The organism is Neorhizobium sp. T7_12 (genome assembly GCF_002968535.1).
GTDB classification, from domain to species: domain Bacteria; phylum Pseudomonadota; class Alphaproteobacteria; order Rhizobiales; family Rhizobiaceae; genus Neorhizobium; species Neorhizobium tomejilense.
Genome location: NZ_PVBK01000010.1, coordinates 214,568 through 231,005, shown reverse-complemented (window position 1 = coordinate 231,005; position 16,438 = coordinate 214,568). Strand labels below are relative to the sequence as shown.

The following is a 16,438-nucleotide window of genomic DNA, read 5'->3' as shown; positions in this document are numbered from 1 at the left end:
GAAGCATGTCTAAAGGCGGCGTACCGGGCTCGGGCACGGTCTCTCAGACCAAGGATGACGAAGGTACGCCGCCAGCCTGCTCAGATTCAACTCAAAGCAAAACCAACGCAACAGATAAGGATGACGAAAAGAAACTCAAGCTCACCAAAGGAGGAGTGTGTCTTGTGGGAGCTCGAGAATCTCCGCCCTCACCCCGCCAGCTTCTTCTCCTCGGATTGGACCCGAGGGCCGCCGTCGATATCCACCACCGCGAAAGCGGCCGCGATGACCTCCGGCCCGGCACCCGGCCGGGTGGCGTCGGTGGAGAGGATCTGGCGAAACCGCCGCGCGCCTGCAAACCCCTGGAACAGCCCGACCATGTGCCTTGTGACGTGATGCAGCCGCCCGCCCCGGCCGATCAGCTCCGCCGCATAGTCCGCCATAGTATCGCGCAGCGCCAGCCAGTCAAATTCGGCGGTGGCGGCCCCTGCAGGGCTGGCATCCTTCAGAAACGCGTCCATTCCGGCCAGAAGTCCGGTATTGTGATAGGCGGCGCGGCCGAACATCACCCCATCCATATGGACGAGATGGTTGGCCGCCTGCTCGAGGTCGGCGATGCCGCCGTTCATGCCGATGAACACATCCGGGTTTTCCCGCTTCATGGCATAGACCAGCTCGTAGTCGAGCGGCGGCACTTCGCGATTTTCCTTCGGCGAAAGCCCCTGCAGCCAGGCCTTGCGGGCATGGATCCAGACGGCATCCGCGCCCGCCCCGATCACCCGCGCGAGAAAGTCCGGCAGCACGTCCGTCGGCTCCTGGTCGTCGACGCCGATCCGGCATTTCACGGTGACTGGAACGCTCGACACCCACTTCATCGCCGTCACGAGGTCGGCCACATGCGCCGGATCCCGCATCAGGCAGGCGCCGAACGTGCCGGACTGCACCCGGTCCGACGGGCAGCCGACATTGAGGTTGATCTCGTCATAGCCGTAATCGGCAGCAATCCGCACCGCCTCGCCAAGCTTTGCCGGATCCGAACCGCCGAGCTGCAGCGCAACAGGATGTTCGGCCGGCGAAAAGGACAAGAGCCTGTCGCGCGGCCCATGAATGATCGCATCGGCCACGACCATCTCGGTATAGAGCAGCGCGTTCTTCGACAATTGCCGATGCAGGAAACGGCAATGCCTGTCCGTCCAGTCGATCATCGGCGCAACGGCGAAAACTGGAGCCTTGAAGTATCTATTTTTTTCTTGTTTTACAGGCTCTTGGAACACTCTGTTCTCCGTTTTGTTCAAGCTCATCTTGTACCAAATCCGCCCGTTTCGGACATGGGCTTGATACATTGTACCAACTGGAGTCGCCATCTACCAAACGAGGATGCGGTCATAGGCGCTACCACCCCGCGCGCGCGAAAAGATGGCAGCGTCAGCTACATGGCACGCGTGCGAGTTATGCGGGATGGCGCAACCTATCACGAGACGGAGACTTTTGACAGACGGCCGGCGGCGGCCGCGTGGATGAAGAAGCGCGAGCGGGAACTCGCGAAGCCAGGAGCTATCGCCGGCGCTATTGCGGTTGACCCGACCTTGGCGAAAGCCATCGATCGCTACACAGAGGAGTCCATCAAGGATATAGGCCGTACAAAGGCGCAAGTTTTGAAAGCGATCAAGAACTACGACATCGCCAACATGCCCTGCTCCACGATCAGGTCGAAAGACATCGTTGCGTTTCTGCAGTCACTGACAGCCAAACCACAAACGGTTGGAAACTACGCCAGCCACCTGGCTGCAATCTTCGCGATCGCGCGGCCCATGTGGGATTACCGACTCGACGAGCAGGAGATGAAGGACGCGATCAAGGTCACACGCCGCATGGGCATCGTTTCCCGCTCCATCCAGCGCAATCGAAGACCCACGTTGGAAGAACTCGATCAACTGCTCGCCCATTTCATGGAACGCCGCAAGAAGGTCCCTCAAGCGATGCCGATGCACAAGGTCATTGTTTTCGCGCTCTTCTCCGCGCGCCGCCAAGAAGAGATTACGCGCATAGCGTGGGACGATTTTCAGAAGGGGCACAAACGTATCCTTGTCCGCGATATGAAGCACCCAGGAGAAAAGATCGGCAATGACATGTGGGTGGACCTCCCCGACGAGGCGGTCCGGATCATAGAAAGCATGCCCAGGAGCAAGCCCGAGATATTTCCCCACTCCACCGGTCCCATTACGGCCAACTTCACACGCGCCTGCAAGTTACTGGATATCAAGGATCTTCGCTTTCACGACCTGCGCCACGAGGGAGTTTCACGGTTGTTTGAGATGGGTTGGAACATTCCCCATGTCGCAGCGATCAGCGGACATCGATCGTGGGTCACGAGGCGCTCGGCGGTTTGCAGTCGGGCCTCTTCAGCCTTGCAACCAGATTTCAGGGTCTTGTGGAAGGTCTCTATCTTCCAGCGCATAGCGTACCAGTCGAGCTTCTCGATGGCGTCTTCGTGGGAAAGGACGGGCAGATCAGTGATCAGCTTCCAGTCGATCCTTGGCTGATGCGTTGGTTCCGCCCGTTCCTGGGCGTGAAGCACCGTCAAATCAAGCGCTAGATAGCGCTTCTGCTTGCCGAGGCGCTCGTCTGCGAAGGTAGAGCCGGCAAGCTCGTCATCAAACCACCCATTCACTCCCGCGTCCATGGCACCGTTCCTCCGCAGTTCGGTGCCAGCCAAGGAATCACGAGCGATTCCTGCTATGCAAGAGGGCAAAAAATGAAGGTATTCTCACCAGCATGAAATTTGGGTAGCTGAAAGCTTACTCGGATGCGTACGCTTGAACGGAATTGCCCTCCGCTGAAAACTCGCGGTGCCGAGTGCGTTGGCCCCGGCTGCGGGACCTATTTCAGAAAGCACAGATACACAGCGTGATGTCGTCATATTGCGGCCTTCCGGCTGCAAAGGAGATCACCGCGCTACGGTATTCGTCGATCAGCGCGCCTGGTCCGAGCTCGGTTTTTTTGGCAATCATGCGCAACAGGCGCTCGTCGCCGAACTGCTCGTCGCCGGCGTTGAAGGCTTCCGGAATTCCGTCTGTGTAGCAAACCAGCAGGCTGCCGCGGACAAGCGCAATATCGACCGTTTCATAAGTGATATCGCTGATCATGCCGAGCACCAGGTCACCAGTTACCGGCAGGTAGGAAACCTCGCCCTCGATCGTCTTCATGATCGGCGGCACATGCCCGGCATTGGCATAACTCAGCCGGCCGGTGCTCCGATCGACGACGCCGTAGAAAAGCGTCACGAAAAGGTTCTTGTCATTGGTCTCGGCGAGCACGCGGTTGGCTTCGGTCAGCACGTCGCCCGGCGGCTGGCCGGTCATCGCCAGCGAACGCACGATGGTGCGCGACATCGCCATGAACAGCGCCGCCGGCGTGCCCTTGCCGCAGACGTCGGCGATCAGGAACCCGGCGCGGTTTTCGTCGATCGCGAAATAGTCGAAATAATCTCCGGCCACTTCCTGGGACGGCACCATCTGGCCATAGAAGGAGACGCCGTCGAGCACCAGCGGCCCGCGCGGCAGCAGCGCCTGCTGCAATTCCGAGGCGACCGAAAGTTCGGCCTGAAGCTGCCGGAGCGCCTCCTGGTCGAGATGGGCCGCACGCAGCGCCTCGACCGCTTCCGAAAGCCGCTGAATCTCGATCGTGCCCTTGTCGGTATCGAGTGGCGGCGCTTGCTCGCCACGGGTGAGTTTGTCGATCACCTCGATCGCCGCATCGAGCGGCCTAAACGCGCCACGCACCATCCACATCAACCCGCCAAGCACATGGCCGACAAATACGACCACAAGGCCGCCAACAAGCCATTGCAGCCAACGGGTCCGGTAAAGCTCCTCGGTACGGTCGTTGGACACGCCGAGAAACCCGAGCGCCCGGCCGTCGCCAAAACCATCGTTCAGGGGGATCATGATCGTCTGCGAGGCGAAGAGCCACGCCTCCTCCATCTGCGCCGCCTCGGCTTGAGGAACCAGCCGGGCATTGAGATCTACGGCCTGGTTGAAGCGGGCGACGATGCGCGAGACTGGAGCAGCCACCAGGGCGTAACCGACGATGCCGAACCGGAAGCGCAAGGGCACGAGCTTGGTGCGGTAGATCATCTCGGATCCGCCGAGGTTCAGGCGGGCAAAACCGTCCGCATCCGCGGTACGCACCATGCGGGTCAGCGAGGCGGCGAAATCGGGCGGCAACCGAAGCGTCGGATTGTGGTAGAAGCGTTTCAGCGCCTGATCGAGGATGATGACGATCTGGCGCTCGGTGCCGCTTTCGGCATCCGCCATCCGCGTCTCCACCATGTCGGGCATATCACGCGACAATGCGTTGAGGATCTCGACATCGCGGCGGATCCGGTTGGCAATCGCCTCCTGCGCCGCGGTTTCATCAGCGACGTAGCTCTGCCACATTGCCTCGATCAGCAGTCGCGTGTCTCGCCGCGCCGACTGATCGGTCACACGCACGCTCAGCACCACCTGGGCGACAAAGATCAGGCTCAGGAGCAGGGTCGCCACGCCGACGAAAAGCGCAATGCGTGTGCGGAGATTCATCAGCCGGCGCTCCGGCTGAACATGCGGCGCGGCCTGACACTGAGACCGGCAATAGTCGCGAATGCCAGCGGCGCCAGCATCACCAGATAAACGAGCGTCGCCGGCAGCGCCGCCTGCCGCAGGACCACGATTTCCGCCGCAATCGCTCCTGCAACGGCAAGGGCCAGCAACTCTGAGGCAAAAATGCGGGCGCCCCGCAAGTGGCCGGCGCCCATGGTGAAGGGCAGTTGCGATGTCCAGCGTCCAACCGCACCCATCAGAAACGCGGCAATCGCGGTATTGGCAAAGACCAGGCCGTCGCCGGCATAGGTCTCGGCGGTGATCAGCACGATGGCGAGCACCGCCAACTCATAAAGGACCCAGCGAGCCTTGCGCCATGTGCCGACCAGACTGGCGAACAGCCCGCCGGCCGCATAAAGGACGGCGGTTTCCAGGAAATAGAGCGCCGCGCCGGCATTGCCGAACAGGAAGGCGGGCATCTGTCGCGCCGCAAGAGCCAGCAACACAAAACCCGCGACCTGCATGATGAAAAGGCAGATCCAGATCCAGTTTCCCCAGATCCAGTTGCCGATAAGCGCGCGCGCCGCGAACTCGGGTGCCGCCTGGGGCTGCCGCGAACCTGCAACCCATGCCTGGGCCGCCGCCAGAACCAGAATGAGGATCATGAACAGGGCAACACCCCCCTTGGCAACCAGTGGTTCGGTGGCAAGGCCGATTGCGCCGGCGCCGGCCAGACAGACCGACGCCAACAGGGCGGCGGCAAGTTGAACAGGTTTTGCCGTATCCTCATTCCATTGAAAGCCCAAACCACAGGCGAGCGCCGCAGCCGCCATCAGGGCAAGGCCATCGACCCAGAACCCTAGAAAACCGGCGAGAACCACGATGGCGGCGACAAGCGGCCCCAATCTCCCTAGCCGCCCCTGCAGCCCAAGTCCGATCGCGAAGGCCACGGCAATACCCGTAAACTGCAGGAAGGGCGGAGCGGCGGATAGTGCAGAAGGAGCGCCCCAGCAGATAAACAAGAGCAGGAAGAAGAGACCGAGCGGCAGCGTTGCCCGCGCCGCCTCGCCCGGCGATCGTGCGTCCCCCGACCAGAGAGCCCGCAGCAGCGCACCTCCGCTGACGAGAAAAACCAGCGCCACCATGGCGAGCGCCGCAACCTCTGTCAGGATAGGCTGAATGTTGACCGAAGCCCTCAGCCGCACGCCGCCCTCCAGGCCCTGCTCGACCGCCAAATGGGCGAACCCGGACAGCTTTAGTCCCGAAAGCCAGGCGGCCAATGTCGATCCGACCGGGTCTGCCCCGACCGCATAGGCGACGCCGCTGGCATCGCTGACTTCAAGTGCCCCGATAGCGGGTTTGGAGGCGACCTGCTGCTTCAGATAGTCGAGCATGCCGACCAGTTTCTCGAACGGGATGCCGAGCGCTAGAGCGCGATTGAGGTGGCCGGCTGTATCCGCGACGGCAAGGGCAGCTGCTTGCCTCGATATATCTAGAGCTTGCCATCCGAAGCTCAACAACAACGCGAGAAGGCCCAGCACGAAAACAGACGCCGGCATGCCGATGGCGCGCCACGGCGATGAAAACATGAGCAGGATTGCCAGAAGCACAACGGGGACCAAAAGAACGCCTACAATCGCCTGGTTGCGGAGGGCAAGCGCGTTGTCGAAACCCGCCATCGAGCGGCTGACGCGCAGGCGTGCGATGCTCTCACCATGGCTGTCCGAAACCGGGCGTTCTGCGATCATGACACCTGCAAGACGGTAGCGGGAGCTTTCGACGACGGGATTGTCGCCCGGATCGACCGCCTGCAGCCTTTCGAGGCGAAGCGATAGCGCATCCGGCCCTTGCGCCAGTGCCGGCGGCGGTTGGAGCAATTCCTCGACACCACCCGGCCCATTGACCGGCAGACCAAAATCCAAAGAGGCTTCGGCATTGGCGCGGTCGGATTCGGCGATCGCATCGAGGCTCTGCCCGATGCGCGCCTCGATCGCCCGCGTGCCGACAGCATTGAGCACCAGCAGTGACATTGCGGCCAGAGCACCCGCCAGCAGCAGGAATGCAAGACGCGACAAGGCAAGGTCTATGCGTCCTGCTTCGCTGCCCATGGATCAATTTTTGCCCGGCTGATTGACGATTTCGGCGTAGCTCAGCAGCGTCATCGGCGGGTAGAGTTTCAGCGCGGCGGCGGTCTTCATGTTGATGATATAGGAGTGCCGGTCGAGCGCCGCGATCGGCAGGTCGTCGGCCTTGACGTGATCCATCAGGATCCGCTTGGCCTGGTAACCGGCAAGACGGCCGACCATGCTGTATTTGGAGGCGATGGCGAGAAGCGCCGAACTGTCCGTGACAGAGGTCTCGTAGCTTGACGCGACAGGAATGCCGAGCCGCACCGCGGTCTCGGTGTAGATATCGGCGTTGACACTGATGAACGACGAGCTGCCGATGTAAAGGAACTCGACGCCGCGGTCGGCGGCCTCTTGCACCAAGCCTGGAATGTCGTCGCGCAGCGGCACACCGTTATGCAGCGGCATCGGCAGCATGACAAGATCGAGGCCAAGCTCGTCGGCGGCCCGCTTGACGACATCGGCATTGACCTTCGAATTCAGCTCGTTCTCATTGTAGATGATGCCGAAACGCTTGAACGGTCGGTATTCGAGCATCGCCTTGAGCTGGATGCTCTCCGATACGCGGTTGCGGGTGCCGGTGACGTAAGCGCGACCAGAGATTTCCTGGCCTCTGGTGATCTTGGCTTCGACCGGATCTGCGACGATCATGAAGATGCTCGGAATATCGCCGATGAACTTGGACGGATCCGGCGCATCATAAGGTCCGATCATCTGGGCCGCGACATTGGTTCCCCAGGCGATCACCAGGTCGGGGCGGGTCGTCTTCACTTCCTTGACGAACTGGCTCAGCGTGTTTTTGTCGGTCTTCGCGTCGCGGATGAGAACATCCGCCGGCATGCCGCTTTCCTTGATATAGTCGATAAAGCCCTGGCAGGCGTCTTCGCAGCCGCGCCACGCCGCCATGTAGATGGTGAAGCGCTTATCCTTCGGAGCGGTTTGCGCCAAAGGGGCACCAGCGCAAGATAGCGAGAGAGCCAGCATCGCACCGATGCCGATAAGCCGCCTGATCAGTGTCATGATGTTCCCCAACCTTCCCGCATCAGTTCGATAGAGCGGGCTTCACCCCGCTCGCGCCTTCGCGGGCGATGATCAAATAGAAAAATGCCGAGGTCACAACGGTGCCGATGCCGAACATCAGGATGGCCTTCTGGAAACCGAACTGCAGGACAAGGAAGGCGGCAAGCATCGGCCCCAGCACGCTGCCGATCCGCTCCGTGGTGCGCAGCACGCCGAGCACGGTGGTGCGGCCTATACGAATGGCCTCCTCCTCCGCGATCTCCAGCGCATAGGCGATCTGCGGGCTCTTGGTCACCGAATGACCAAGGCCCATGACCAGAACCATCAGCACGACCGACCAGATATTCTGCCATTCGGAAAAGATCACCAGTCCGGCTGCCGACATGATACCGCCGAGTGCCAACATGAAGCCGGTGCGACCGAGCCAATCGACGACGCGTCCGCTGGCCGCCCCGAACAGGATGATCGTCAGCGAATAGAGCAGCATGACGCGGCCGATTTCCGCCTCGTTGGAGCCAAGCGTGGCGAGGTAGAGCGGCACCATATAGAAGAGGAAGCCGGTCAGCAGGATCTTCGACGGAATGGCCGCAAGCAGGATCATCGCGACATAGCGCGTGTTCTGCCCCAGCGCTCGCAGGCCGCGCAGCAGGCTCATCTTCGGGGCCGATTTGTCGGTGGCGAGTTCCGATACCAGCATCGAGCGCGCCAGAATACCGGCGGCGAGCGCAAGGCCCACGGAAATCCAGAAGACCGCACGGTAACCGACGCGATCGGCAAGGACGCCGCCGATCGCCGTGCCGCACATCGTGGCGCTCATCAGCACACCGACGAACATCGCCATGGCCCGGCCACGGTTTTCGCTCGTGGCGATCGCCGCGATGTAACCCTGGCAGGCGATGGTGATGATGGCGTAACCGAACGCCGTGACGCCGCGGCCGAGCACGAGGAACAGCGCGTCCGGCGCCATGGCGCAGATGGTATAGCCGAGCACGGCCGGGAAAAGACCGATCAGGAACATCAGGCGGGCACCGTATTGGTCGGCCCAGCGCGAAGCGAAGGGCGTCACCACCGCGATCGTTCCCATGTAGACCGAGATCGGCAGGCCGACGACGACTTCCTCGGACAAGAACGAATTCGGTCCGGCCAGGCTTTGGGCATAAAGCGGAAGCCAGGATTTCTGCAATTCATCGGCGAAAGAGAACAGGAAGAGCGGCACGCGCACATCGACGAAACTGCCGATGAACAGCCGCTTCGGCCCTTCGGCGCTCAGGCTGAAGCGCGAAGAGGCGTTTTCGAGCTGGCTGCGCAGAGTCGGAGTGGCGCTCGAGATGGACGAGACAAGAGTGCTGAAACGCCGATGCAGTCCGATGACGACGTCTGACACGCGCCGGGTGATCTGGCCGATCTCGTCGTCGTTCTTCGGCACGATATAGGTGTCGAACTGACCGCGCGCGCCATTGACCACCAGGAACATCAGCCGCCTTATCGGGCTGACGATGTGGAACAGGATGAAGGCGGTCATCAGCTCGAATGCGACAAGCAGCGAGACGATGAGGATCACAACCATGTCGAACAGGATGTCGCGGAACTGGCCGTTGATGAAGTCCTTCGCCACTTCAACCCGGAGCGTCGCATAGATCACGCCGTTCTTCATGATCGGCTGTTCCAGCACCGGCGCCTTGGCCGAAAAGATTTCGAGAACATTTTGAGACGAGGTGAACAGGATGCCACTCAGGCCGTCGCCGCGTCCGTTTGCCTCCTGCGCGGCAGCGGCCGCGGCCGTTTCGATCCCGGAGCGGGCCAGAACGTGGCCGTCCGGCGCCAGAAGTGTCAGCGCTTGAATCTGGGCATTCTGGGCGATGGTCAGCTGAAACAGCTGATCGACACCGCGCAGGTCCTTGACGGGAATGCCAAGTTCGGCAGCGAACTCGACCGAATTGCTGAGAGAGTGGGCGATCTGGGTGCCGGCCGCGCGGATATCGTGTTCCAGGTCACGCTGGAAAGCCTGGATCGTCAGCACAAAGACGATGCAGCTGGCGATGATCACCAGAAGGCCGATCGAGATGCCGATATGACGGGTAATCCTTTGCGCAGAGGTATCGACCAGCTGCTCGCTGCTGGCCATGCTCTCATTATCATCTGCCATCGCGACGCCCCTCCGCCGTTGCCATTGCCTCGATTTCATTCAGCGCGGTAAGGGCTTGACCGCGTTGCAGCTCGAGATCGCCGAATATCCGCCCGAACCAGTGCAGCGTCGGCGCAAGCGGCCCCTGCACTTTGCTGAGATGGCCGGCATTCTGCTCCTCGACAACGGAGCGCATCGCACTGATCGAGCGGCCGAGCGGGCGAAGGCTGAAATACACGACGAAGGCCGCGAGGATCGCGGTCGGTATCAGGGTCAGAAGCGAGAAGCTGACGAGGTCGCGCAACATCGCCGCATTGCGGCTCTCGATGACGGCATCGGACTGCACCGCGATGATCGCACCCTCCGGCTCACCGAAGGAATTGACTACCGTGCTGCCCGCTACCAGATAGCCGTTTTCCCGCAAATGCCAGTCGGACTGTTTTGCAGCGATCCGATCGACCAGCGCGTCGACCGAGACCGGCAATGCCGCGGTTTCCCCCGGCCGGCGAATGAGATCGCCACGCGGATCGACAACGGCGATACGCATGTCGCTCGGCAAAAGGCCGGCCGCCACGTCGATCGGGCCGCCATCCTGTTGCGTCAAGGCTCTCAGCGACACACCGAGGGCATCCGCCTTCTCGACCGAGGCCCGTGCGTCCTCTGTCACGGTCGTCAATCGCTTGGCAAGCGTCTCCGTCAGAATGTTCTCGTACTTGACGATGCTCATGAGCCCAAGCAGAGACAGAGCAGCGACGATGACGAACATGCTGTAGATATAGACGCGCAATCCTATGCGCATATTCAGCCACCCTCTGAAGAACCCCACCGCAAGCGATATCACCGCCGGTTGACGTTTCCATGACTATGTAAGTTGATGACCACGTCGAAGAAGAAGAAAGCGAGCCGCGATCGGTCGGAGACAGTGAAGAATACTATTTTTTACCTATTGAAAGCTCGGCCCGCCGGCGTAACCGCGTTGACCGTGATGTCGAGCGACAGGAAAGCAAGCGTCTCGCGATCGAGAACAATCTGCCCCCCGACCTCGTAACCCGAATCGCGGTTTGCCGCCTGGCCGCTGATGCCGAAATAAAGCGCGGCACGCTTGGCAAAAGCCGCAGCACGCTCGGGCGTCACGGTCAGGTCGATCGCGAGATTGCTGCCGTCGCTCATGACGACCGTCGCGCGTCCGAGCGGGCGGGCCGAGGCCGAGCCATCGAGAAACACCTGCGCCGCTCGGTTTCGCAGATAATCCAAAAGCGCTGCACGCAGCGCATCCGGTTCGCGGCTGAAGGGTCGCCAGGACGCCATCTCAGAGCACTCCTTCCATGGAGGTTGGCAATGCCCTATCGGCTTGCACACCGGGCATTGGTCGATCGCCATCGGCCGGCAGATCCGCCAAAAAGGCAGCCAACCCTCCCTCCAGATCGCTGTATCGTTCTGCCCAATGGCCGATGGTGCCGCTCTTCACGACGCTGACCGAGGGGTACCAGGCGGAGCGCCCGTCGCGCTCGCACCAATACCAGGGAGTGTTTGGCTGCACCAAAACCGCGCTGCGCCTTTGCATGGCGCCTGCGACATGGAGCGCCAGGCCGTCCGGCCCGACCAAAGCGTCGACCTCGGCCAGAAGGGCAGCCAAATCCCCCAGATCGGTGAAATGAGAGCCGGCGTCGACAATGAATGGCGCCTCGGCCAGCTGATGGCGGCTGTCATCCCAGACCACGCTGATCAGGCTGCCCGTAAAGTCGGAAAACAGCGGCAGGAGATCATTGAGCAGCATTCCGGGACGCGCGGCATTCCAGGATAGCGCCACCCAGGGCCGCGGCAGGTCGGCGAGGCTTCCCCGCCAGATCGCTCGCCGGTCCTCAGGAGCGACGAGATAGGGGCCAGACATCTCGACGTCGCCACGTATCTGCGCCGGCAGCGCCAGGATGGCCGGCAGGGGAAACCCATCCAGGCCAGGGACCGGGCGACTGCCTTCGACCGGCCGGAAACTCGTCCCGGGCAACAGGGCGGCGAGCTCTGCAAAGGCAGCCGGCCCAAGGATGGATAGTGACTGACCGGGATCGGCGGTGGTGCGAAACCGCAGAAGTGGCAAGGCCTCCAGCATGGACATATGCTCGCCGATCAACACCGGCATCGCCGCGAGCCGGGCGCGCTCCGCGATCGAGACGTCATCGACCGGCATTTTGTCTTGCAGATCAGGGGCTTGCACTCCAGGGGTTATCGCGCCGGATCCTGCGCCACGAATGCCGAGCTCCTGCATCAGCGACGATGCCTCGTCGATCATCCCGAGCGACAGGCGGCTTTCGCGCATGATCGCCAGAATGGCCTGCCTGTGCGGCAGCTCGAATGCGGAGTGCCGCGCCTTCAGCGGCTCCAGCAGACGGAGCGCCTGCGCATGTTCGCCGGCCTGACGATAGGCGTCGCTGACGGCGATCAGCGCCTCGACCTTGTCCTTGTGGCGGCGGGCGGCTTCGGCCAGTTCGCCAAGCGCTTCGGCAACCTCGCCCTGCTGGATGCGGATCCGCGCATGGACGCGCCAGGCAGCCAGTTGTTCGGGGCGCAGGCCGATCGTTCGCCTGGCGATCCGCAATGCCTCGGTCGATTGACCGAGCGCCGCATGGGCATCGGCCATGAAGATCATCGGCAATATGTTGGCGGGATCGACAAGACTGGCCTGCTCGAATTGTTCGAGCGCCATCGCATGGTCTCCGACGGCGGAAAGCTGAGAACCGAGCAGGATCAGGTGCGCACTGGAGTTAGGATCGATCCTGACCGCTTTCGAGGACAGTTCCAGCGCGTCGTCCATCAGTCCGGCGGCCATGTAGGTCCGCGACAGGGCACAGAGCAATGTCACATCCTCGGGATGGCTCCGCAGAGCATCGACGAGAATGCGTTCGCTGCCCGGCATGTCGCCTGAAGTCTGGGCTTTCTCGGCCCGCATGCATGCCGTCGCGGGATGCAGAGGATCGACGGCCGCTGCCCGATCGAGCGCAAAAACCTCGCCGGCGGCATCGCCCGCTACGCGCGCGGTGACGGCAAGCAGCGTCAGCACTTCGAGGTCCGTTGGCGCCAGGGCGACCGCCCGCGCAGCAACCCTTGCCGCATCCTCGATCCGTCCCAGTTCGAGCAGGACCTCGCCCAGGCCCTTCAGGGCCTCGCCATTGGCCGGGCTGATATCCAGAATCTCCTGATAGATCGTCAGGGCATTCTCGCCGCGCCCCTCGGCGCGGTGTTTCGTTGCGGCGGCCAATCGACGTTCGAGGAGGATCATCGCATTCGTCCTGTCTTTATCCGACGCTGACGCGTTCGCCGTCGAGCCGCATGTCACGCCGCGCAGTGATCAGCGTGATCTCGCTTTTCTGGCTCGAAACGCTTTCGACATTCTGCACCAGGCTGCCGGCCTCGAGCATTTCGACATCCTTGACGACGGCCATGCGGCTTTCGGCCCTTGTGGTGATGGTGCGCGCGCCGATGACCTTGTCGACGACGGTCTCGGCGATGCGGCGGAAATTGGTGGTCAGGCTCTCGCCCATCTGCACGAGACCGCGTGCGACCAGTTCCAACCGGCCGGCCTGGAGGGACACAAGAGGCGCCGTGATGTCGAGTTTGGCCGAGGCCCTGATGGTGATGTGGTCGGCATCTGGCACGGATATCTCGGCGGCGTGTTCGGCGCGACGAACGAGCACAGCCAGGATGAAGGCCTCGCCGCCATCGGCATGGATCAGCACCAGATCGCCGATGACCGGCGCCAGCAGGCAGCTCGCCGCCTGGCGGGCGATCAGGCTCTCGCCGGCTTCCGTTTCGACGCTCGCTTCCGTCGCGGTCAGAAAGGCCCGCACCCTCGCACGCTGCAGCGCCGCGCCGCCTGCCACCGCCTCGCGACGACGCCCTGCCTGAATTGTCGGGTTCGCCTGCATGTCAGTCAACTCTTCCATACCCTCTCTCCGCTTTCGCGCGCCCGACAACTACCTGATAACCCTCGCAGGCCGCCTTACGGGGCATTGATCACGCCCTTGATCCAGACCTGGGTGGCGCCGGTTCCGACACCGACGCCGTTATTGTTCGATTCCACCCCCTTGGACTGGGATTCGACGGCCACATCGTCTTTCTTGACGGCATTCGTATTCGTATCAACCACCGCCGCCTTGACCCAGATGTTACGGGCCTTGGTGTTCCAGTTGGAGAAGGAAAATTCACCCTCCTTGTATTCCAGCTTGAACTTGTTGAAGTCCATCTTTAGAAACCCGACCTCGAATTTCATGGCATACAGTAGTATCAGGGCCGCCAGGGCAATCGTGATTTCGATCGAGACCTTGAAAGTGTAAGTCGCGCCCATGAAGAAGCTCAGGGAATCGCCGAGCGTGACCGATTCCGCGTGACCGAGCTTGTAGGCATAGGTATCGGCCTGGGTGTAAGTGTATTTGTCCGTATCGATATATTCGTAACTACTTCCCGCGACCGTGCGCGTTTCTTTCTGCGCCTCGGTCGTGACATCTCCTGCGCCCGCGTCGGCACTGATGAGGATCGCCTGCGCATTGTTGCTCTTGATGGTGATCGTCGAGTCCGATGTCACCGTAATGGCTTCCTTGGCAAATACCGTCAGCGTGCTTTCGGTATCGATATGCATGGCAGCCACAGCATGCAGGTAAAACCTCTCGCCCGCCCGCATCAGCATGCGGCCGTCGCAGGAAAGCATGATCCCGCCCTTGTAGCCCGCCGTGGAATCGCCGGCGGCATGTTCGACCTTATTGGCGCCGGCGTCGGTGATGTGCTGGCGCGGATAGAAGGAAGCCGTGCTGTCGGTCGTACCTTGCGTGTTCGGATCGGCCAGTGAATTGGATTCGATCCCGGAATATCCGCCGAGGCGCAGATATGCCCCCGGCTGGCGAGAATCGTCGGCGACAGACCGGGTTGGACCGGCTGAATACGGCACGAACAGGTGGGCCGAGCTGTCCTGGACGGAGGTTTTCATCCTGCCGGCTTTTGTCGGGCTAGTAGCCATGGTCGTTCCTTTCCATCATCGCCGAGTCGATCGGCGCCAGGCCGGTGCTCATGCGCCACCATCATAAAATTCGAAGACAATCCCGGTAGACGTTCGCGTCCGCTGGGCCACATTGGCATTGCTGTCGACCACCGGATTGGTCTTTTCGGCGTTCGATAGTGCGCCCAGGATGATCGGCCGGTCAGGATCGCCGTTGACGAAGGCGAGCAGGATTTCCGTGCCGACCAGCAGGGTCGAGTGGGAGCCGTATTGATCGCCGCCGCCATAGGGTTCGGCCTTGCGCACGAGATGGCTGGCCTTGCCGCCGGAGAGGCCGCTCTCCTCGTCGACGATACGCACGTGGTAGCGCCCATATTCGTCGATCTGCGCCTTGGTGGAATTCTCATCGCCGTCGATGAAGGCGATCAGCACGCCCTCGACGACCGGCTTGCGCGTCGCAAGCTTCGGCCGGTAGGGCACTTCGAAGGGAATGCAGGTGAAGCGGTTGGAATAGGGTTCCGCTTGTCTGTCCGACGCGGTGAAGCCGAGCGGCGTAGGCTCGGTGACCCGATGTTCGACCTCGGTGACGACATAGAGCGTCTCGAAGGCGCTGTCGGGATGGTCGGTGAGTTTGAAGAAGAAGCCGGGGCGCAGCAACGGAATATTGCTCTCGCCGTGAAAGACGAGCTGTTCGGCCGCCAGTTGCTCGGCGCGCACGCGGGCGAGCGCCTGACCCTCGCCTGTGGTGCGGTAATTTTCGCCGTAGAGCACGCTCACGCCCTGGCCGGAAAATGCAGCCTTCGACGATACGCCAAGATCGACACTCGGCGTGACCTCGTAATATTCGCGCAGTTCGACCCGATCGGTCGAGGCGCTGTAGCTCGAATTGAAGGCGCGGATGGCAAAGCCGCCCTCGCCCATCGACATGGACCGGTGGCGATAAGGCAGTTCGCTCGAAAGGGTCTGGCCGGACACCTGGCGAAAATGCACGTTGCGATCGCAAAACAGCACGTCCTCGCGGCTGCCATCATGGTCGAAGGCGTAGAAGATGCCGAATTTTTCGCATAGCCGCGAGACGAAATCGAAGTCGTTTTCCCGGTATTGCATCACGAAGTCGAGCTTCGGGTAGTCGCCGCCGGCGAGCATCCGGTAGCCAATCCGGCGGTCGGCGCGATTGCCTCCGGTGCGCGAGCCAGCCTTGACGGCATCCTTCAGCTCGTTCTCGATGATTTCGATGACGGTGACGTCGCGATCGGTGCCATAGACCTGGTTCTGCGCACTGAACCGCATCAGCGCCAGGGACGGTCCGATCGCGAAACGGTAGCAGAATTGCCGGTTCTGGGTCGGATCGAGGCTTTCGGCCTTCAGCACTACGCCCTTCACGTCGGCCGTCTCGTCGAGGCAGCGGATCTTCAAGGAAGCCGCCTGGCCGATCATATCGCGGATATTGAGAACCTTGGCCGAGATGACATCGACTTCGAACTCGTAGGGAGCACTCAATGCCTCGCGGCCTCGTACCCGGTCGGCAAAGACGTCGCGTTCGCCAAGCGTCGGCAGCGTTATCGAAATTTCCTGTGCGGTATCGGTCGCGTTCATCGTCTTGGAACCTTTGCCTTCATTGGGT

The 16,438-nt window shown here is 61.8% G+C and carries 12 protein-coding genes; 1 reads left to right on the top strand and 11 read right to left on the bottom strand.

Going from position 1 to position 16,438, the window contains the following annotated elements:
• Positions 1-188 precede the first annotated feature (188 nt).
• Positions 189-1,184: a tRNA dihydrouridine(20/20a) synthase DusA gene (gene dusA, locus C5J26_RS21280; RefSeq protein ID WP_245441233.1), complete on the bottom strand. Its 996-nt coding sequence runs from the start codon at positions 1,182-1,184 to the stop codon at positions 189-191.
• Between dusA and C5J26_RS21275 the strand changes: the two genes are divergently transcribed.
• Positions 1,161-2,522: a site-specific integrase gene (locus tag C5J26_RS21275; protein WP_245441232.1), complete on the top strand. Its 1,362-nt coding sequence runs from the start codon at positions 1,161-1,163 to the stop codon at positions 2,520-2,522. The two genes, dusA and C5J26_RS21275, sit on opposite strands and share 24 nt — an antisense overlap.
• Before the next feature lie 342 nt (positions 2,523-2,864).
• Here C5J26_RS21275 and C5J26_RS21270 read toward each other — a convergent pair whose 3' ends face one another.
• The 10 genes from C5J26_RS21270 to C5J26_RS21225 form a co-directional block, all read right to left on the bottom strand.
• Positions 2,865-4,559 carry a PP2C family protein-serine/threonine phosphatase gene (locus C5J26_RS21270; protein ID WP_105403579.1) on the bottom strand — a complete coding sequence of 565 codons (1,695 nt, stop codon included), beginning with the start codon at positions 4,557-4,559 and terminating at the stop codon, positions 2,865-2,867.
• Positions 4,559-6,667, bottom strand: coding sequence for a hypothetical protein (locus C5J26_RS21265; RefSeq protein WP_105403578.1), 2,109 nt, complete (start codon positions 6,665-6,667; stop codon positions 4,559-4,561). The genes C5J26_RS21270 and C5J26_RS21265 overlap by 1 nt, the downstream gene beginning before the upstream one ends.
• A gap of 3 nt (positions 6,668-6,670) precedes the next feature.
• On the bottom strand, positions 6,671-7,705 hold the full coding sequence (locus tag C5J26_RS21260; protein ID WP_105403577.1) for an ABC transporter substrate-binding protein: 1,035 nt from the start codon (positions 7,703-7,705) through the stop codon (positions 6,671-6,673).
• A 22-nt stretch (positions 7,706-7,727) separates the two neighbouring features.
• The gene (locus C5J26_RS21255) at positions 7,728-9,851 is read right to left on the bottom strand and encodes an MFS transporter (RefSeq protein ID WP_172746004.1); all 2,124 of its coding nucleotides are present in this window, start codon (positions 9,849-9,851) and stop codon (positions 7,728-7,730) included.
• Complete coding sequence (locus C5J26_RS21250) at positions 9,841-10,629, bottom strand: hypothetical protein (protein WP_172746002.1); 789 nt, start codon at positions 10,627-10,629, stop codon at positions 9,841-9,843. The genes C5J26_RS21255 and C5J26_RS21250 overlap by 11 nt, the downstream gene beginning before the upstream one ends.
• Positions 10,630-10,769: 140 nt before the next feature.
• Complete coding sequence (locus C5J26_RS21245) at positions 10,770-11,138, bottom strand: hypothetical protein (protein WP_105403574.1); 369 nt, start codon at positions 11,136-11,138, stop codon at positions 10,770-10,772.
• 1 nt (position 11,139) lies between these two features.
• The gene (locus C5J26_RS21240; RefSeq protein ID WP_105403573.1) at positions 11,140-13,104 is read right to left on the bottom strand and encodes a lipopolysaccharide assembly protein LapB; all 1,965 of its coding nucleotides are present in this window, start codon (positions 13,102-13,104) and stop codon (positions 11,140-11,142) included.
• A 16-nt stretch (positions 13,105-13,120) separates the two neighbouring features.
• On the bottom strand, positions 13,121-13,768 hold the full coding sequence (locus C5J26_RS21235; protein WP_105403572.1) for a DUF3540 domain-containing protein: 648 nt from the start codon (positions 13,766-13,768) through the stop codon (positions 13,121-13,123).
• Positions 13,769-13,824: 56 nt separating this feature from the next.
• Positions 13,825-14,805, bottom strand: a complete 981-nt coding sequence (locus C5J26_RS21230; protein WP_105403571.1) for a hypothetical protein — start codon at positions 14,803-14,805, stop codon at positions 13,825-13,827.
• A gap of 78 nt (positions 14,806-14,883) precedes the next feature.
• Positions 14,884-16,410: a type VI secretion system Vgr family protein gene (locus C5J26_RS21225; protein WP_105403570.1), complete on the bottom strand. Its 1,527-nt coding sequence runs from the start codon at positions 16,408-16,410 to the stop codon at positions 14,884-14,886.
• Positions 16,411-16,438 lie beyond the last annotated feature (28 nt).